Origin of the sequence: Streptomyces sp. NPDC001852, from assembly GCF_042891825.1 — a bacterium.
GTDB lineage: Bacteria > Actinomycetota > Actinomycetes > Streptomycetales > Streptomycetaceae > Streptomyces.
This window is the reverse complement of record NZ_JBIATN010000010.1, coordinates 39,221-56,643: the sequence shown is the minus strand read 5'-3', so window position 1 is coordinate 56,643 and position 17,423 is coordinate 39,221. Positions and strand designations below refer to the sequence as shown.

Annotated in this window: 17 protein-coding genes; 3 read left to right on the top strand and 14 right to left on the bottom strand. The window is 72.4% G+C overall.

All coding sequences use genetic code 11. From position 1 onward, the window contains the following. Nucleotides 1-5 precede the first annotated feature (5 nt). Both ACFYZB_RS18775 and ACFYZB_RS18770 read right to left on the bottom strand, forming a co-directional pair. Complete coding sequence (locus ACFYZB_RS18775) at nucleotides 6-1,346, bottom strand: glucarate dehydratase family protein (RefSeq protein ID WP_388759608.1); 1,341 nt, start codon at nucleotides 1,344-1,346, stop codon at nucleotides 6-8. Further along, on the bottom strand, nucleotides 1,343-1,564 hold the full coding sequence (locus tag ACFYZB_RS18770; RefSeq protein ID WP_388760155.1) for a hypothetical protein: 222 nt from the start codon (nucleotides 1,562-1,564) through the stop codon (nucleotides 1,343-1,345). The genes ACFYZB_RS18775 and ACFYZB_RS18770 overlap by 4 nt, the downstream gene beginning before the upstream one ends. 216 nt (nucleotides 1,565-1,780) lie before the next feature. On the opposite strand from ACFYZB_RS18770, the gene ACFYZB_RS18765 reads away from it, so the two are divergent. Next, nucleotides 1,781-3,022 carry an MFS transporter gene (locus ACFYZB_RS18765; RefSeq protein WP_388759605.1) on the top strand — a complete coding sequence of 414 codons (1,242 nt, stop codon included), beginning with the start codon at nucleotides 1,781-1,783 and terminating at the stop codon, nucleotides 3,020-3,022. On the opposite strand, the gene ACFYZB_RS18760 is transcribed toward ACFYZB_RS18765, so the two are convergent. The 10 genes from ACFYZB_RS18760 to hrcA form a co-directional block, all read right to left on the bottom strand. Then, on the bottom strand, nucleotides 2,974-3,978 hold the full coding sequence (locus ACFYZB_RS18760; protein WP_388759602.1) for an adenosine deaminase: 1,005 nt from the start codon (nucleotides 3,976-3,978) through the stop codon (nucleotides 2,974-2,976). The genes ACFYZB_RS18765 and ACFYZB_RS18760 overlap by 49 nt on opposite strands. Before the next feature lie 20 nt (nucleotides 3,979-3,998). Beyond that, entirely contained in the window at nucleotides 3,999-4,904 is a 906-nt protein-coding gene (locus ACFYZB_RS18755; RefSeq protein WP_388759600.1) for a ribonuclease Z, read from the bottom strand. Between the two features lie 6 nt (nucleotides 4,905-4,910). After that, complete coding sequence (locus ACFYZB_RS18750; protein WP_388759598.1) at nucleotides 4,911-5,264, bottom strand: histidine triad nucleotide-binding protein; 354 nt, start codon at nucleotides 5,262-5,264, stop codon at nucleotides 4,911-4,913. Nucleotides 5,265-5,313: 49 nt separating this feature from the next. Then, entirely contained in the window at nucleotides 5,314-8,460 is a 3,147-nt protein-coding gene (locus ACFYZB_RS18745; protein ID WP_388760131.1) for a S41 family peptidase, read from the bottom strand. A 93-nt stretch (nucleotides 8,461-8,553) separates the two neighbouring features. After that, nucleotides 8,554-9,060 (bottom strand): hypothetical protein, encoded by a 507-nt coding sequence (locus ACFYZB_RS18740; RefSeq protein WP_388760128.1) that lies wholly within the window; start codon nucleotides 9,058-9,060, stop codon nucleotides 8,554-8,556. 219 nt (nucleotides 9,061-9,279) lie between these two features. Next, nucleotides 9,280-9,672 (bottom strand): VOC family protein, encoded by a 393-nt coding sequence (locus ACFYZB_RS18735; protein WP_351203057.1) that lies wholly within the window; start codon nucleotides 9,670-9,672, stop codon nucleotides 9,280-9,282. A 15-nt stretch (nucleotides 9,673-9,687) separates the two neighbouring features. Beyond that, nucleotides 9,688-10,440, bottom strand: a complete 753-nt coding sequence (locus ACFYZB_RS18730; RefSeq protein ID WP_388759593.1) for a 16S rRNA (uracil(1498)-N(3))-methyltransferase — start codon at nucleotides 10,438-10,440, stop codon at nucleotides 9,688-9,690. Continuing rightward, nucleotides 10,437-11,513 carry a nitronate monooxygenase gene (locus ACFYZB_RS18725; RefSeq protein ID WP_388759590.1) on the bottom strand — a complete coding sequence of 359 codons (1,077 nt, stop codon included), beginning with the start codon at nucleotides 11,511-11,513 and terminating at the stop codon, nucleotides 10,437-10,439. The genes ACFYZB_RS18730 and ACFYZB_RS18725 overlap by 4 nt, the downstream gene beginning before the upstream one ends. 100 nt (nucleotides 11,514-11,613) lie before the next feature. Beyond that, nucleotides 11,614-12,750 (bottom strand): molecular chaperone DnaJ, encoded by a 1,137-nt coding sequence (gene dnaJ / locus ACFYZB_RS18720; protein ID WP_055709624.1) that lies wholly within the window; start codon nucleotides 12,748-12,750, stop codon nucleotides 11,614-11,616. After that, entirely contained in the window at nucleotides 12,751-13,767 is a 1,017-nt protein-coding gene (gene hrcA, locus ACFYZB_RS18715) for a heat-inducible transcriptional repressor HrcA (RefSeq protein WP_351203049.1), read from the bottom strand. 172 nt (nucleotides 13,768-13,939) lie between these two features. On the opposite strand from hrcA, the gene ACFYZB_RS18710 reads away from it, so the two are divergent. Then, complete coding sequence (locus ACFYZB_RS18710) at nucleotides 13,940-14,662, top strand: MBL fold metallo-hydrolase (protein WP_388759586.1); 723 nt, start codon at nucleotides 13,940-13,942, stop codon at nucleotides 14,660-14,662. Nucleotides 14,663-14,696: 34 nt separating this feature from the next. Next, nucleotides 14,697-15,512, top strand: a complete 816-nt coding sequence (locus ACFYZB_RS18705; protein ID WP_388759583.1) for a DUF3097 domain-containing protein — start codon at nucleotides 14,697-14,699, stop codon at nucleotides 15,510-15,512. On the opposite strand, the gene ACFYZB_RS18700 is transcribed toward ACFYZB_RS18705, so the two are convergent. Continuing rightward, nucleotides 15,490-16,068, bottom strand: a complete 579-nt coding sequence (locus ACFYZB_RS18700) for a Uma2 family endonuclease (protein ID WP_361184664.1) — start codon at nucleotides 16,066-16,068, stop codon at nucleotides 15,490-15,492. The two genes, ACFYZB_RS18705 and ACFYZB_RS18700, sit on opposite strands and share 23 nt — an antisense overlap. A gap of 99 nt (nucleotides 16,069-16,167) precedes the next feature. Beyond that, nucleotides 16,168-17,400 carry a radical SAM family heme chaperone HemW gene (gene hemW, locus ACFYZB_RS18695; RefSeq protein ID WP_388759579.1) on the bottom strand — a complete coding sequence of 411 codons (1,233 nt, stop codon included), beginning with the start codon at nucleotides 17,398-17,400 and terminating at the stop codon, nucleotides 16,168-16,170. Between the last annotated feature and the right edge of the window lie 23 nt (nucleotides 17,401-17,423).

The window sequence follows — 17,423 nt, the reverse complement described above, 5'->3', positions numbered from 1 at the left end:
GAGGGTTACCAGCGGGGCATCACCGGTTGCCGCCAGCCCGGTTCGGCCACCCGCATCGCGGCCGCGTCGTCGCGGTCGCGCAGCGAGCCGTCGTCCTCGGCCCACCGCCGGTGCAGCCGGGCCAGTTCGTCCCGGTCGAGCTCGACCCCGAGGCCGGGGGCGTCGGAGACCCGGACCCGCCCGTCACGGAACGCCGGCCGTTCGGTGAGGACGTCCTCGGACTGCCAGGGATAGTGCGAGTCGCACGCGTGGTGGAGCCCGGGGACCGTGGCCGCGACCTGGGTCATCGCGGCGAGGCTGATCCCCAGATGGGTGTTGGAGTGCATCGACACCCCGACCCCGAAGGCGGCGCAGACCGCGGCGAGCCGCTGGGTGTTGCGCAGCCCGCCCCAGTAGTGGTGGTCGGAGAGGACCACCTGCACGGCATCGCGCGTGAAGGCCTCCCTGATCTCCCCGAAGGTGGTCACGCACATGTTCGTGGCAAGCGCGACGCCCGCCCGTCGCCCACCACCACCCTTGTCCGAGGCGCTTCGCGCCGCCCCTCTCAATTCCGCCGACACCTCGGCCATCGCCGCCGTACCCAGCGTCGGGTCCTCCAGGTACTCCAGGACGTCCCCGAGTTCCTTCGCCACCTTCAGCGAGGTCCCGACCGACCAGGCGCCGTTGGGGTCGAGGCGCAGCGGATGCCCGGGGAAGGCCTCGGCGAGGGCCCGTACGGCCGCGATCTCCTGGTCGGGCGGGAAGACGCCGCCCTTGAGCTTGAAGGAGGTGAAGCCGTGCCGCTCCGTGAACCTCCGCGCCTGTTCCACGACCCCGGCCGGGTCGAGGGCGGCTCCCCAGTCGTCCGGTTCGGCCGGCACGCCCTCCGGATGCCGGGCCCACTTGTAGAACAGGTAGGCGCTGTACTCGACGGATTCCCGCACCCTGCCGCCGAGCAGCGCGTGCACGGGCAGCCCGAGTGCCCTGCCCTGGGCGTCCAGGCAGGCGACCTCGAAGGCGGACAGCACCGAAAGGCGGAGCTTGTCGGCGCTCTGCACGCCGCGCAGCCCGCCGGCGTCCACCTCGCCCCGGACCCGCGACTCGTCCACGCCTAGGTCGATCGCGAACAGGCCGTTCACATCCATGACCGATCGCCCAAGGAGCCGTTCGGCCAGCGGGCGGGCCAGTTCCAGGTACTTGGTGTCGCCGTAGGTCTCGCCGAGCCCGGTGATCCCGTCGCCGGTGACGATCTCCACGATCAGCCGCGGGGTGTACGGCTGGTGCACCCCCTGGGTGTTGAGCAGCGGCGGGTCGGCGACCAGGATCGGCGTCAGCCGCACCTCGGCGATGGTCAGGTCACGGGTCACAGGGCGGCTCCTACGAGGTCGAGTCCGGTGGTGAGCAGGGCCTTGCGGGCGGCGAGGCCGGCGGGCGCGGGGTCGGCGTCCCGCAGGGCGGTGACGAAGGCGCCGGCGATCTCGGGGGCGAGGGCGTGCACGGCGGAGGAGTGGGCGGGGGCGCCGACGGGCCGCGCCACGCCTTCGGGACTCGGATCGCCACCCACCTTGACCATCTCCCCTTCCATCTCTCCTTATGAATCATGTCCATGTATGCGAACGCAGCCTAGCGCTTCTACCCGAACCCCTGCCAGGCAAACAGAAAAGTGACACAGATCGCATCCCCCGCCCTTCTTCCGGAAACCGCGTGCTTGATACAACTTGCTCGCGCGTTCCTGTCCGTCGACGGTCGTCGCCCCTCCCCCTTCTTCGAGCCCTTCCTTTCGCCTGCCCTGGGAACGCCCGTGTCCGCCCCCCGCCCCCTGCCCTGGCCCCTCGTCGCCCTTTTCACGGCGGGGTATCTCGCGCCCTATCTGCTGCCGACCACCGTCGGCCGGCTCGATTCCGGGCTTCCGCTCACCGCCACCCAGGCCGGGGCGATCGGCAGTGCGCTGCTGCTGAGTTCGGCGTCGGCGGGCTTCCTGCTGGCCTCCCGGGTCGACCGGATCGGCCCCCGCACGCTCGCCCGGCTCGGCCTCGCGCTCGCCGTCCTCGGCTACGGCGGCGCCGCCCTCACGGCCTTCGTGCCGGCCGTCGTCGCGGGCGCGGTCATCGGCGGATTCGGATCCGGCACGGTCACGGCGGTCGCCGCGAGCGGCATCGCGGCACACCGCGACCCGCACCGGGTCACCACGCTCGGCCTGCTCAGCGTCTCCGCCCTCGCCGGCGCCCTGTACCTGACGATCCCCCACCTCGGCCCCGGCCACGGCCAGCCGCTCGCGGCCCTCGCGCTCACGGCACTCGCCGCTCTCCCGCTCACCGGCCGCCTGTCCGGTCGTACCGCACCGGCCCCGACGACCATCGCGCACGGCCGTCTCCCCCGCCCGCGTGCCGGGCTGCTGCTGGCCGCCGCCATGCTCTGCTGGTCCCTCGCCCAGAACTCGCTGTGGGGCGTCAGCGGCCGGATCGGAGTCGACCAGGCCCACCTCACCGAGGCCACCGTCGGCGCGGTGTTCGCGATCGCGCTCGGCGCCGGACTCGTCGGGGTCGTCGGCGCGGGCGCGCTCGGCCCCCGGCTGGGCCGGGCGGTGCCCATCGGCGCCGGTACGGCGCTGATCGCGGGCTGCATCGCGCTCAGCGCGTCCGCGAGCGACCTGCCGGCCTTCGCGGCGGGCGAGATCTCCTGGAACGTGCTGTACCCGGTCGTCCTGTCGTACGTCATCGGCCTCGCCGCCTCCCTCGACCCGCGCGGCCGCTGGGCGGTCCTGGTCGGCTCGGCGGCATCCCTGGGGACGGCGGCCGGACCACTGGCGGGGAGTGTGCTGGCGGCGGGCGCGGGCTTCCCGGTGATGGGGCGGGTGCTCGGCGCCGGGCTGCTGCTGATCGCCGTGCCGATGACGGCGGTGGCGCTGCGGGCGGGCAGGCGGCCCCTGCCGGTCGTGGAACTCCCGGTGGTGGAAGTACCGGTGGAATCGCCCGCCGTGCCCGCCCGGCACGCCTACGACACGGCGTCGCCGAACTCGTACGCGTCGACCTCGGCGAGGTAACGCGCCCGCCGCTCCTCGTCGTCCTCCAGGAAGGAGGCGAGGAAGGAGTTGCGGGCCAACTCGCGCAGCCGGTCCTCGCCCAGGCCCAGGGTCCGGCGTACGGCCGCGAAGTTGTCGCCGGCGTACCCGCCGAAGTACGCCGGGTCGTCGGAGTTGACCGTGCACAGCAGGCCCGCGTCCAGCATGGCCGGCAGCGGGTGGTCGGCGAGGGTGTCGACGGTGCGCAGGCGGACGTTGGACAGCGGGCACAGGGTGAGCGGGATCCGCTCCCGGACCAGCCGCTCGACCAGCGCCGGGTCCTCCATGCAGCGCAGCCCGTGGTCGACACGCTCGACGCCGAGCACGTCCAGGGCCTCGGTGATGTACTCCGGCGGCCCCTCCTCACCGGCGTGCGCGACACGGCGCAGTCCGAGCGCGGCGGCGGCCTCGTACACCTCCCGGAACTTCACCGGCGGATGCCCGACCTCGGCGGAGTCCAGGCCGACGCCGGTGATCCGGTCCAGGTACGGCCGGGCCGCCTGGAGGGTCTCGAGGGCCGACTCGGCGGATTCGTCCCGCAGGAAGCACAGGATCAGCCTGGTGGAGACGCCGTGGTTCTCCTCGCTGCGGCCCAGCGCCCGCCACAGCCCCTCGACGACCGTGCCCATGGACACGCCCCGCGCGAGGTGGGCCTGCGGGTCGAAGAAGATCTCCGCGTGCCGTACGCCCTGCGCGGCGGCGCGGGCCAGGTAGGCGTTGGCCAGGTCGGCGAAGTCCTGCTCGGTGCGCAGGACGGCCATCAGCTCGTAGTACAGGTTCAGGAAGGACTGGAGGTCCTCGAACTGGTAGGCCTTGCGCAGGGCGTCCGTGTCGGCGTACGGCAGCTCGACGCCGTTGCGGGCGGCCAGCTCGAACGCCAGCTCCGGCTCCAGGGTGCCTTCGATGTGGAGGTGCAGTTCTGCTTTCGGGAGGGGCATCAAAGCATCGTACGGATCTTTTATCGCCGTTTCGGAACCGCCACCCGCTGCAGGTCGTGCGCCACGGTCAACTCGCCGTCGAATCCGGCCGCCCGTGCCTGCCGCTCGAACTCCTCGGGTTCGGTGTAGCGCTGGCTGAAGTGGGTGAGGACGAGGTGCCGTACGCCCGCCTCCCGGGCGACGGCGGCGGCCTGCCCGGCGGTCAGGTGACCGTGCTCCACGGCCAGTTCGACGTCCTCGTCCAGGAAGGTCGACTCGATGACGAGCAGGTCGCAGCCCTCCGCGAGCGCGTGCACGCCGTCGCAGAGCCGGGTGTCCATGACGAACGCGAACCGCTGCCCGCGCCGCACCTCGCTGACGTCCTCCAGCGTGACCTCCCCCAGCCGGCCCTCGCGCTGCAGCCGGCCGACGTCCGGGCCCTTGATCCCGAGCGCGGCGAGCCGGTCGGGCAGCATGCGGCGGCCGTCGGGTTCGATCAGCCGGTAGCCGTAGGACTCGACCGGATGCGACAGCCTGCGCGCCTCCAGGGTGTACGACGGGGTCACCGCGAGGATGCCGTCGGCGGCGACCGGTGCCTCGGTGACGCCGACCGTCTCCCGGTACGCCGTGGCGTACCGCAGTCGGTCGAAGAAGCGCTGCCCGGAGCGCGGGTAGTGCGCGGTGATCTCGTGCGGCACCTGGTCGAGGTTGATCCGCTGGATGACACCGGCGAGGCCGAGGGAGTGGTCGCCGTGGAAGTGGGTGACGCAGATCCGGTTCAGGTCGTGGGCTGCGGCCCCGGCGCGCACCATCTGCCGCTGCGTGCCCTCGCCGGGGTCGAACAGGATGCCCTCGCCGTCCCACCTCAGCAGATAGCCGTTGTGGTTGCGGTGCCGGGTCGGGACCTGGCTGGCGGTGCCGAGGACCACCAATTCACGTACGGACACGGTGGGTCACCCGGGGGGCCACTGCATGCCACGGCCGCCGAGGACGTGCGCGTGGGCGTGCCACACGGTCTGGCCCGCGCCGCTGCCGGTGTTGAAGACGATGCGGTAGCTGTCGAGCTTCTCCTCGTCGGCCACGGCCTGGGTCTCGGCGAGGACGTCGGCGGCGAGTTGCGGTGCTTCGGCACCGAGGACGGCCGCGTTCTTGTAGTGGGCCTTGGGGATCACCAGGATGTGGGTGGGGGCCTGGGGGTTTATGTCCCGGAAGGCGACGGTGGTGTCTGTCTCGCGGACGATCGTCGCCGGGATGCTCCCCGCGACGATCTTGCAGAACAGGCAGTCGTCCTGCGCTTCTCCGGCCATGCGTGTGCCTCCTCACGCTGGTGATCAATACCGGTGCATCGTAGTCGTATCAGGCCGGCATTCCCGGCGGGGTTTTCGCGGGCCGTTCCTCCAGTGCCTCCAGCGCGAGCCGGATCGCCTCGTCCAACTGGGTGTCGCGACCCGCTGCCCAGTCCTGGGGACGCTGTACGACCTCCACATCCGGGTCCACCCCGTGGTTCTCCACGTCCCAGCCCACCCCCTCCAGCCACATCGCGTACTTCGGCTGGGTGATCAGGGTGCCGTCGACCAGGTGGTAGCGGCTGTCGATGCCGATGACGCCGCCCCAGGTGCGGGTGCCGACGACCGGGCCGATGCCGAGGGCCTTGATCGCCGCGTTGACGATGTCGCCGTCGGAGCCGGAGAACTCGTTGGCGACGGCGACGACCGGGCCGCGCGGGGCGTCGAGGGGGTAGCTGGTGGGGCGCATGCCGCGCGGGAGGTCCCAGCCGATGATGCGGCGGGCCAGCTTCTCCACGACCAGTTGGGAGGTGTGGCCGCCGCGGTTCTCGCGGACGTCGACCACGAGTCCTTCGCGGGCCACCTCCACGCGCAGGTCCCGGTGGATCTGGGCCCAGCCGGGGGCCTGCATGTCGGGGACGTGGAGGTAGCCGAGGCGGCCTGCGGAGGCGGCGTGGACGTGGGCGCGGCGGTCCGCCACCCAGGCGTGGTAGCGCAGGGGTTCCTCGTCGGCCACGGGGACGACGACCGTGTGCCGGGGTTCGCCGCCGCCCGCCGGGGAGACGGTCAGCTCCACCGGGTGGCCCGCCGTGCCGACGAGCAGCGGACCCGGTCCCGTCACCGGGTCGACCGGGTGGCCGGAGACGGCGATGACCGCGTCTCCCGGGCGGACGGCGACACCCGGCGCGGCGAGCGGGGAGCGGGCGTCCGGGTCGGAGGTCTCGGAGGGCAGGATCCGGTCGATGCGCCAACTGCCGTCCGGGTGGCGGGAGATGTCGGCGCCGAGCAGACCGTGCCGGGGGCCGCCGCCACGGCCGCCGGAGGGGATGACGTAGGCGTGCGAGGTGCCCAGTTCGCCGTGCAGCTCCCAGAGCAGGTCGACCAGGTCGCTGTGGGTGGCGAGGCGGGCCAGGAGGGGGCGGTAGCGGGCGAGGACGCCGGTCCAGTCGACGCCGCCGAGGTCGGGGCGCCAGAAGTGGTCGCGCATCAGGCGGCCGGTCTCGTCGTACATCTGCCGCCACTCGGCGGCCGGGTCGAGGGTCTGCCGGACGCGGCCGAGGTCGACGGTGACGCTGGTGTCGCCGTCGTCCTCGGTGCCGGTACGGCGGTCGCTGGGGACGACCCGGAGCCGGCCGTCGCTCCACAGCAGCACGCGTTTGCCGTCGCCGCTGACCTCGAAGTGGTCGGCGTCGGAGGCCAGGTGCTCCAGGCGCCGCTGGGCGAGGTCGTAGCGCTCCAGCTCGGTGTGCGGGTCGGGGTCCTCGGGGTGGGCGCGGGCGGCGCCGAGGACGCCGTGCACGGGGTGGCGCAGCCAGAGCACGCCGTCCTTGGCGGCGCGCAGGGTGGAGTAGCGGCCGGCCTCGACCGGGAAGGGGACGATCCGGTCGGCGAGGCCCTCGGGGTCGATGCGGGTGGCGGGGGTGCCCTCGCTGTCGGGGGTCTCGTCCCTGTCCGGGGTCTCGAAGGGGCGGCCGTGGCGTTGCGGGCCGAAGGGCGAGGGGGTGGTGGCGGCGAGGGTGATCAGGTGCGGGCGGGCGCCGACCACGAAGGCGAGGTCGAAGACGTGCTCGTCGTAGACCGGGTCGAAGGCGCGGTTGGAGAGGAAGGCGAGGTGTTTGCCGTCGAGGGTGAAGGCGGGGGCGTAGTCCTGGAAGCGGAGCGGGGTCGCCTCGGTGACCGACAGGTCGGTGGTGTGGGCGATGCGCAGCTGGGAGAGCGGGCGGGGGCCGGGGTGGGCCCAGGCGAGCCAGGCGGAGTCGGGTGAGAAGGCGAGCCCGGAGACCTCGCCGTCGTCGCTGCGGTCGACCTCGCGGACCTCTCCGGTCTCGCGTTCGACGAGCAGCAGCCGTCCGTCGTGCGCGGCCACGGCGGCCCGGCTGCCGTCGGGGGCCATGGCCAGCTCCAGGACCCGGCCGAGCTGTCCGGCGGCGAGGCGGCGGGGCGGGGCGCCCGGTACCGTCCCGGTCGCGGGGGCGAACTCCAGGGCGTCGTCGCCCTCGGCGTCCGTCACCCACACCACCCATTCCTCGCCCTCGGCGCGGAAGGCGCGCGGCATCCGGGCGCGGACCCCGGAGCCGGCGGCGAGGGCGCGGGCGGGCCCGGAGCGGTGGGTGACCCAGTGGATCCCGCCGCGCACGCAGACCGCGCTGCCGCGCGCGGTGTGGTCGGGGGACGCCTCGCCGAACCAGCGACCGGCGTTCACCGGCCGGGGCCGCAGATCGATCCGGGGCCCGCCGAGCCGCACGTCCAGCCGACGCGGCTCGGCGCCCTCCAGGTCGTCCAGCAGCCACAGTTCACCGGCCGAGCTGTAGACGACCCGGGCGCCGTCACCCGAGGCGTGCCGGGCGTAGAACCCGTCGAGCGGGGTGTGCCGACGCAGGTCGGAGCCGTCGGCGAGGGAGGAGTACAGGGCGCCGGTGCCCTCGTGGTCGCTGAGGAAGGCGATCCGGTCCCCCGCCCACACCGGCCGCTCGATGTTCCCGTCGACGTCCTCGTGCAGCCGGACGAACTCCCCGTCGCCCTCCCGGTCGATCCACAACTTGCCCGCCGTGCCGCCCCGGTAGCGTTTCCAGTGCGCGGCCTCGCGGCCCATCGGTGCGGACAGCAGCACGGTGGCGGGGCCGAAGGCCACGTCGCCGACCGGGCCGTACGGCAGGGTCTCGGCGGGGCCGCCGTCCAGCGGGACGGCGTACGCCCAGGTGTGCCGGAAGCTGGCCCGGCCCTGCGCACCGAGCGCGAGCACCCGCCCGTCGGCGGTCCAGCCGAGCACCTCGGTACGACGGTTGCCCCAGTAGGTCAGCCGGTCGGCGGGGCCGCCGTCGACGGGGGCGACATGCACCTCGGGCGCGCCGTCACGGGTGGAGGTCCACGCGAGGTGCCGTCCGTCCGGAGACATCCGGGGCGAGGTCACCGGCACGTTGTCGGCGCTGACCCGCCAGGCCCTGCCGCCGGCGAGGGGCACGAGCCATACGTCGTCCTCGGCGACGAAGGTCACCAAGTCGCCGTGCACATGGGGGTATCGGAGATAGGCGGCACCCTGAGTCACCCCGTCACTGTACGCAGTGACCGGTGTGTCCCGCTTGCGTTCCGATCACTTGCCCCCGGCGGGCCAGCAGGTGGGGTCGCCCTTGCACCAGACGGTGCGGGTGACGGTGACGGTCACGGTGGGCTTCCCGCCCCCCGGCCGAGGGGTGGGCGGCCTGTACGTCGGCCCGGTCGTGGCGCCGCAGTCCCCGAGCCCGCTGACGTGGAACACCTGCCTGCCGCCGACCTCGGCGGTCAGGTCCCCCCGCACACACGCCCCGTCGACGGCCTTGGTCACCTTCCCGGTGACGGTGATCTTCCGCCCGTCCTTGGTCTCACCCCGGCAGTCGACGGACACGACGGTGCTCGCGCCGGGCGAGGGCGACCTACCCGTCGAACCGCCCCCGTCATTGCCGGTACAGGTGAGCCAGCTGACCTCGATGTGCTGCTGCTCGAGCCTGGCCTTGGCGGTGGTGGCGGTGGTGTAGGCGACGGTGGCGGGACTGAGGTCGGCGGGCCGGCACGCGACCACGACCGCACCGGCTCCCACGACCATTCCGGCCGCGGCAACCACCCGCACTCCACGCCGATTCCCTCTCAAAGCCCCCATGCAGGGCAGCGTGCCACCGACGCGGGCACCGGGGAAGGCCGCATACGGCCACTCACTCGTCCGGGAGCAGGGCAGCGCCCCGAAGGGGCGCGGGGAACTGCGCGGGCAACCACGACGGACCCGCAGACGCCGGACGACACATGCCCGGCACGTCCGATCGCGCCCTCGGCCGAACCAGCGGAGCTACCCCCGCAACAGCAGCCACTGCTGGAGTTCGACCAGGTTGCCCTCCGGGTCCTTGAGGTGGGCGACTCGCATGCGGTCGGTCATGGGGGCCGGGCCGTGCACCAGGACCGCGCCCCGGGCGACGATCTCCGACACGTAGGCGTCCAGGTCGTCGACGCGCAGCACCACCAGCGAACGGTGACCGGTGGCCGTGTCCCCCAGCTCCTCCAGCACCTCCGCCATCATCGCCCGGTCCTGCAGCGCGATCCCCGCGGAACCGGTGTGCGGGCTGAACTTCTCGTACGGGCCCCCGGTCGCCCCGGACTGCGGCTTGAGGCCGAGGACGTCGGCGTAGAAGCGGTAGCAGGCGGCGAAGTCGGTGACCAGGAGCCGGACTTGGGCGAGTTCCACGGTGTCCCCCAGGTGTCAGGACCAGCGGCCGGTGCGGCCCAGCAGCAGGGCCACCGCGGCGGTGCCGGCGGTTGATGTACGCAACACGGTAGGGCCGAGTACGTACGCCTTCGCACCCGCCTCCTCGAAGAGCGCCAACTCGTCCCGGGCGACCCCTCCTTCGGGGCCGACGACCAGCACGATCTCGCCCTCGGTGGGCAGTTCGGCGGTCGCCAGCCGCCCGCTCTCGTGCTCGAAGTCGGAGTGGAGCACGGCGGCGAAGTCGGCTTTGGCGAGAAGTGCGGCAACCTGCTTGGTGGTTGCCGCGTCCGCGACCTCCGGGAAGCGCAGCCGGCGGGACTGCTTGCCGGCCTCGCGCGCGGTGGCCCGCCACTTGGCGAGGGCCTTCTGACCCCTCTCGCCCTTCCACTGGGTGATGCACCGGGCGGCCTGCCAGGGGACGACCGCGTCGACTCCGGTCTCCGTCATCGTCTCCACGGCGAGTTCGCCCCGGTCGCCCTTCGGGAGGGCCTGAACCACGGTGATACGGGGGCTGGGCTCCGGCTCCACCGGGAACTCGAAGGGCTCCACGACCAAGTGGTCCTTGCCCGACACACCGACCACGGCCCCGGCGGCCCCGCGCCCCTTGCCGTCCGTCAGCACCACGTGCTCTCCGGGCTGCAGCCGCCGTACGGAGACCGCGTGCCGCCCCTCGGGGCCCGTGACGTCGACGACCGAGCCGGGACCCACACCCTCCAGCGAGTCCACGACGAACACCGGCGCGGTCATCGCAGGCCCCCCTTGGCCGACAACGCTGTCCGGGCGGCGTCGAGTTCGGCGGCCAGCACCTCCACGAGCTCCCCGGCGGGCAGCTCGCGGGCCAGCCGGTGGCCCTGGCCCGCCCACAGCGCCATGCCCTGCGCGTCCCCGGCCTTGGCGGCGGCCTTGCGCAGCGGCGAGGTGAGGTGGTGGATCTCCGGGTAGGCGGCGGGGGCGTACGGGCCGTGCTCGCGCAGGAAGCGGTTGACCAGTCCGCGCGCCGGGCGGCCGGAGAACGCGCGGGTCAACTCGGTACGCACGAACAGGGGGTTGGTCAGCGCCTGCTTGTGCACGGGCTGGGCGCCGGACTCCGGGGTGGCGAGGAAGGCGGTGCCCAGCTGGGCCGCGCTCGCGCCGGCCGCGAGCGCGGCGGCGACCTGGCTGCCGCGCATGATGCCGCCGGCGGCTACGACCGGGATGCGCACGGCCTCCCGGATCTGCGCGACCAGAGAGAGCAGCCCGATGCCGGAGCCGTCGTTCTCGGGGAGGTCCCGGTGGGTGCCCTGGTGGCCGCCGGCCTCCACGCCCTGTGCGATCACCGCGTCCGCGCCCGCCCGCTCGACCGCGCGGGCCTCCTCGGCGGTGGTGGCGGTGACCAGGGTGAAGGTTCCGGCACGGCGGAGGGCGTCGAACACGTCCCGGCTCGGCACCCCGAAGTGGAAGGAGACCACCGGTACCGGGTTGTCGAGGAGTACGGCGAGCTTGGCGTCGTAGCCGTCGTCCCGGCCGCTGTCCGGGTCGCCCAGCTCGGTCTCGTACCAGGCGGCCTCACCTGCCAGCTGGTGGGCGTAGACCTCGACGGCGCCCGACTCGGCGTGCTCCTGCTGCGGCATGAAGACGTTCACGCCGAACGGGCGGCTCGTGAGCCCCCGCAGCTGCTTGATCTCCTGGTACATGCCGTCGGCCGTCTTGTACCCGGCGGCGAGAAACCCGAGGCCACCGGCCTCGGAGACGGCGGCGGCGAGCTGCGGCACGGAGACACCGCCCGCCATGGGGGCCTGCACGATCGGGTGGGGGAAGAGATCGGTCAGTGCGGAGGACATGACCGCATGTTGTCACGTCCCTTGAACAAGTCCGAATCCGGGCGCCCCATGGCATAAACCAATGGCATACGGGGTGCCGAAGCACCCCGTACCCACCATCTCAGCGACCGTTGAAGGCGTCCTTCAACCGTGAGAACAACCCCTGCTGACCCGGCTGGAACTGTCCCTGCGGCCGCTCCTCGCCGCGCAGCTTGGCCAGCTCGCGCAGCAGGCGCTCCTGCTCGGGATCGAGCTTGGTCGGGGTCTGCACCTCGACGTGCACGATCAGGTCACCCCGGCCGCCGCCGCGCAGATGCGTGACGCCCCGGTTGTGCAGCGGGATCGACTGGCCGGACTGGGTGCCGGGCCGGATGTCGACCTCCTCCATGCCGTCCAGCGTCTCCAGCGGCACCTTGGTGCCGAGCGCCGCCGCCGTCATCGGGATCGTCACCGTGCAGTGCAGGTCGTCACCGCGCCGCTGGAACGTCGGGTGCGGCAGCTCGTGGATCTCGACGTACAGGTCACCGGCCGGACCGCCGCCGGGCCCGACCTCGCCCTCACCGGCGAGCTGGATCCGCGTGCCGTTGTCGACGCCGGCCGGGATCTTCACGGTCAGGGTGCGCCGCGAGCGGACCCGGCCGTCTCCGGCGCACTCCGGGCACGGGGTCGGCACCACGGTGCCGAAGCCCTGGCACTGCGGGCAGGGACGCGAGGTCATGACCTGGCCCAGGAAGGACCGGGTGACCTGCGAGACCTCACCGCGGCCACGGCACATGTCACACGTCTGGGCGGTCGTGCCGGGCGCCGCGCCCTCGCCGTTGCAGGTGTTGCAGACGACCGCGGTGTCGACCTGGATGTCCTTGGTGGTCCCGAAGGCCGCCTCGTCCAGCTCGACCTCGATGCGGATCATCGCGTCCTGGCCGCGCCGGGTGCGCGAGCGCGGCCCGCGCTGCGACGCCGTACCGAAGAACGCGTCCATGATGTCGGAGAAGTTGCCGAAGCCACCGGCCCCGAAGCCGCCCGCGCCCGCGCCGCCGGACTGCGAGAGCGGGTCGCCGCCGAGGTCGTAGACCTGCTTCTTCTGCGGGTCCGACAGCACCTCGTAAGCGGCGTTGATCTCCTTGAACCGCTCCTGGGTCTTCGGATCGGGGTTGACGTCCGGGTGCAGCTCGCGCGCGAGCCGACGGAACGCCTTCTTGATCTCATCCTGCGACGCGTCGCGGCGCACGCCGAGAACGGCGTAGTAGTCCGTGGCCACTTACGACTCCGCCAGGATCTGTCCGACGTACCGTGCCACTGCGCGTACCGCTCCCATCGTTCCCGGATAGTCCATGCGGGTCGGTCCGACCACGCCGAGCTTGGCAACCGCCTCGCCGCCCGAACCGTAGCCGACCGACACCACGGAGGTGGAGTTGAGTCCCTCGTGGGCGTTCTCGTGCCCGATGCGCACCATCACGCCCGGATCCTTCGCCTCGCCGAGGAGCTTGAGGAGCACGACATGCTCCTCCAGGGCCTCCAGGACGGGCCGGATCGTGAGGGGGAAGTCATGTCCGAAGCGGGTGAGATTGGCGGTGCCGCCGATCATCAGCCGCTCCTCGTTCTCCTCGACGAGCGTCTCCAGGAGGGTGGAGAGCACCGTCGAGACCGTACCGCGGTCCTCGGGGTCGAAAGCCTCCGGCAGGTCCTCGACCAGCTTCGGCACGTCCGTGAACCGGCGGCCCGCGACCCGGCTGTTCAGCCGGGCGCGCAGATCGGCGAGGGAGGTCTCGCCGAAGGGCGCCGGGCAGTCGACCATCCGCTGCTCGACCCGGCCGGTGTCCGTGATCAGCACGAGCATCACGCGCGCGGGGGCGAGCGAGAGCAGCTCCACGTGCCGCACGGTGGACCGGGTCAGGGACGGGTACTGCACGACGGCGACCTGGCGGGTGAGCTGCGCGAGCAGCCGTACCGTACGGGCCACGACGTCGTCGAGGTCGACGGCGCCCTCCAGGAAGTTCTGGATCGCCCGCCGCTCGGGCGCGGTCATCGGCTTGACGCCCGCCAGCTTGTCCACGAACAGCCGGTAGCCCTTGTCGGTGGGGATGCGCCCGGCGCTGGTGTGCGGCTGAGCGATGAACCCCTCGTCCTCCAGGGCCGCCATGTCGTTGCGGACCGTCGCCGGGGACACGCCCAGGTTGTGCCGCTCTGTGAGGGCCTTCGACCCGACCGGCTCCTCGGTGCCGACGTAGTCCTGGACGATGGCGCGCAGTACCTGCAGCCTGCGTTCACTCAGCATCCGCGCGCACCTCCAGCACGTCGTCCCCTCGGTTCCACTCGGTCCTGCGGTCCGTCCGCCTGGCACTCTTCGCATGCGAGTGCCAGCGTTCCCGGGCCCAGTGTACGGCTGTCGGGTACGCCCGGGGCAAGGTCGGTGCCGTCCCGGCGGCTCATGCGGCTAGCGTCGCGGTATGACGGTGACTTGGGAAGAGCTGGGGTGGGAGCGGTTGGCCGCGGGGGTCGGCCGGTGCCGGCTGCCCGGCTGGGACTGCACGGCCGGACTGGTCCTCGGCGAGGGTACGGCACTGATGGTGGACGCCGGCTCGAGCGTGGCCGAAGGCGCGCGGCTGCGGGGACAGGCCGAGGAACTCGCCGACGGCCGTGTGACCCATCTCGCGCTGACCCATCCCCACTTCGACCACGTCTTCGGGGCGGCGGCCTTCGCGGGAGCGCAGGTGTACGGGGCGGTGGGCGTCGACGTGGTGTTCGCCCATGAACGCCACGAGCTGCACATGGACGCGGTCAGGAACGGTCTGCCGGTCGCCGACGCCGACGAGGCGGTGGACGCGCTGGTGACGCCCGGCCATCCGGTCTCCGGCGAGTGGACGCTGGACCTCGGGGGCGGCCGCCAGGCGCTGCTGGCGAACGTGGGTCCGGGTCACACGGCCCACGACCTCGCGGTGCTGGTCCCCGGCTCTCCGGAGGTGGTCTTCTGCGGAGACCTGGTCGAGGAGTCCGGCGAGCCACAGGCCGGTCCGGACGCGCTGCCCTCCCGCTGGCCGGACGCCCTGGACCGGCTTCTCTCCCTGGGCGGCGAGGACGCACTGTACGTGCCCGGTCACGGAGCGGTGGTGGACGCGGCGTTCGTACGACGGCAGCGCGACGAGCTGGCGGCTCGCTTCGGCGTGTCGTAGGCGCAGGTCCGCGGCTTCTCCTATCGTCACTCGAATGCGCCAGTACTCCGCCGACCTGACCCCGCCGTGGAAGAAGCAGCAGCCCGCGCCGGAGGTACCGGCGGAGCCGGGCCTGGTGGTGGAGGAGCCCGGCACCGGGTTCTGCGGGGCGGTGATCCGCTGCGAGGCGGGCACGGTGACCCTGGAGGACCGGTTCGGCAAGCACCGGGTGTTCCCGCTGGAGCCACGGGGCTTTCTGCTGGAGGGGCGGGTGGTGACGCTCGTACGCCCGTCGTCCTCCGGTCCGGTACGACCCACCCGTACGGCCTCCGGTTCCGTCGCCGTCCCCGGCACCCGCGCCCGCGTGGCCCGCGCCGGCCGCATCTACGTCGAGGGCCGGCACGACGCCGAACTGGTCGAGAAGGTGTGGGGCGACGACCTGCGCATCGAGGGCGTGGTGGTGGAGTACCTGGAGGGCGTGGACGACCTGCCGGCGATCGTCGCCTCCTTCGCACCGGGCCCGGACGCCCGCCTGGGTGTCCTGGTGGACCACCTGGTGCCGGGCACGAAGGAGTGGCGGATCGCGCAGTCGGTGACCAGCGAGCACGCGCTGGTGGTCGGCCACCCGTACATCGACATCTGGGAGGCCGTGAAGCCGTCGTCGCTGGGGATCGAGTCCTGGCCGAAGGTGCCGCGCGGGCAGGACTGGAAGACGGGGGTGTGCCGGGCGCTGGGCTGGCCGTCGGAGAACACCGGGGCGGTGTGGCAGGCGATCCTGAAGCGGGTGGGGTCCTACAAGGACCTGGAGCCGGAGCTGCTGGGGCGGGTGGAGGAGCTGATCGACTTCGTCACGGGTAGCGGTGGGGCCTGACGTTGGGGAAGGTTCCGAACTCGGTGGTTTTCAGCTCGACACCCAGGACATCCAGCATCAGCGGCCGGCCGAACTTCTCGATGTACTGCGCCCGGTAGTTGGCGTCCTCGCCCTTTCCCTCGGGCTTTGTGAACAGAACGCACTGCGCCATGATCGGATCGATGACGAGATAGGCGGGCACGTTGCCTGCGGCATAGATCGAACGCTTGACGGCGTAGTCGCGGTGCACGCTGTTCTTGGAAACGACCTCAACAACCATCGTGATCAGTTGGCACGGCAGCAGACGCCCCGAATCGGGCAGGACGTCACGCGCCACGACTACGAGGTCCGGAACCGGCTCACTCGCCTCGTCGACGAGGTCCACATCCTGGGTCTGGAGCGGATACCAGCGATCCAACGGAATCTGCCGCTCCGTCAGCAACACGATCAGGTTGTGCACCAGATCAGGGCTGGCCATCATCACGATTTCCCCCCGCAGAAGCTCCGCTTTGAGCCCGTCAGGCGGCTCAAAACCCTCGAAGAACTCTGCGACTCCACGTTCGTCCACAGCGGTCATCTCCGTGGCCTCTACATTCGCCGCATGCTGTCAGCGGCAGCCTACGAACCAGGTTAGGGGCCGAACCGGCGTCCGGCCGTGATTCACCCGCCCGAGTGATCAATCCACCAGGTCCCTGACCACCGCATCCGCCAACAAGCGGCCACGCAACGTCAGCACCGCCCGCCCCTCCTCGTACGGACCGCTCTCCAGCAGCCCCTCAGCCAGCGCCCGCCGGGACGCCGCCAGCCCCTCCTCCTTCAGCAGCGACAGCGGCACCCCCTCCCGCAGCCGCAGTTCCAGCAGGATCCGCTCCACCCGCCGGTCCTCGTCGGACAGCAGCTCCCGGCCCGCCCCCGGCGACCGCCCGGAAGCGAGCGCCGCCGCGTACGCCCCCGGATGCTTGACGTTCCACCAGCGCACCCCGCCGACGTGCGAGTGCGCCCCTGGACCGGCCCCCCACCAGTCGGCGCCGCGCCAGTACAGCTCGTTGTGCAGGCAGCGCCCCGACTGGGAGGTGGCCCAGTTGGAGACCTCGTACCAGTCGAAGCCCGCCGCGGTCAGGCTGTCCTCGGCGATCAGATACCGGTCCGCGTGCACGTCGTCGTCGGTCATCGGGACCTCGCCCCGGCGGATCCGGCGGGCCAGCTGGGTGCCCTCCTCGACGATGAGCGCGTACGCGCTGACGTGGTCCGGCCCCGCGCCGATCGCCGCGTCCAGCGAGGCCCGCCAGTCGTCGTCGCTCTCGCCGGGCGTGCCGTAGATCAGGTCGAGGTTGACGTGCTCGAAGCCCGCCGCCCGCGCCTCCGCGACGCAGGCCTCGGGGCGGCCCGGGGTGTGGGTGCGGTCGAGGACGCGCAGCACGTGCTGCTTGGCGCTCTGCATGCCGAAGGAGATCCGGTTGTAGCCGCCCTCCCGGAGCGTGGCGAGGTAGACCGGGTCGACCGACTCCGGGTTCGCCTCGGTGGTGATCTCCGCGTCCTCCGCCAGGCCGAACTCGTCGCGGATCGCCCCCAGCATCCGTACGAGATCGTCCGCGGCCAGCAGCGTGGGCGTACCGCCGCCGACGAAGACCGTACGGACCCCACGCGGGTCGTCGCCCAGTACCTTCCGGGCGAGGCGGATCTCCTCGATCACCGTGTCCGCGTAGTTGTCGCGGGACGCCAGCACGCCCCCCGTGCCGCGCAGCTCGGTCGCGGTGTAGGTGTTGAAGTCGCAGTAGCCGCAGCGGGTCGCGCAGTACGGCACGTGCAGGTAGAAGCCGAGCGGACGGTCGGCCGCCCCGGCGAGCGCGTGCGCGGGCAGCGCGCCGTCGGCGGGGACGGGCTCGCCGTCGGGGAGAGCGGAAGGCATGCCTTCCATTGTCCAGCACCGGC

Bases quoted from the DNA above. Each gene is read 5' to 3' on its own strand.
- ACFYZB_RS18725 (WP_388759590.1), bottom strand. From the start codon at position 11,513: ATGTCCTCCGCACTGACCGATCTCTTCCCCCACCCGATCGTGCAGGCC.
- ACFYZB_RS18770 (WP_388760155.1), bottom strand. From the start codon at position 1,564: ATGGAAGGGGAGATGGTCAAGGTGGGTGGCGATCCGAGTCCCGAAGGC.
- hemW (WP_388759579.1), bottom strand. From the start codon at position 17,400: ATGCCTTCCGCTCTCCCCGACGGCGAGCCCGTCCCCGCCGACGGCGCG.
- ACFYZB_RS18760 (WP_388759602.1), bottom strand. From the start codon at position 3,978: ATGCCCCTCCCGAAAGCAGAACTGCACCTCCACATCGAAGGCACCCTG.
- ACFYZB_RS18750 (WP_388759598.1), bottom strand. From the start codon at position 5,264: ATGGCCGGAGAAGCGCAGGACGACTGCCTGTTCTGCAAGATCGTCGCG.
- ACFYZB_RS18700 (WP_361184664.1), bottom strand. From the start codon at position 16,068: ATGACCGCTGTGGACGAACGTGGAGTCGCAGAGTTCTTCGAGGGTTTT.
- hrcA (WP_351203049.1), bottom strand. From the start codon at position 13,767: ATGCTGAGTGAACGCAGGCTGCAGGTACTGCGCGCCATCGTCCAGGAC.
- ACFYZB_RS18710 (WP_388759586.1), top strand. From the start codon at position 13,940: ATGACGGTGACTTGGGAAGAGCTGGGGTGGGAGCGGTTGGCCGCGGGG.
- ACFYZB_RS18730 (WP_388759593.1), bottom strand. From the start codon at position 10,440: ATGACCGCGCCGGTGTTCGTCGTGGACTCGCTGGAGGGTGTGGGTCCC.
- ACFYZB_RS18705 (WP_388759583.1), top strand. From the start codon at position 14,697: ATGCGCCAGTACTCCGCCGACCTGACCCCGCCGTGGAAGAAGCAGCAG.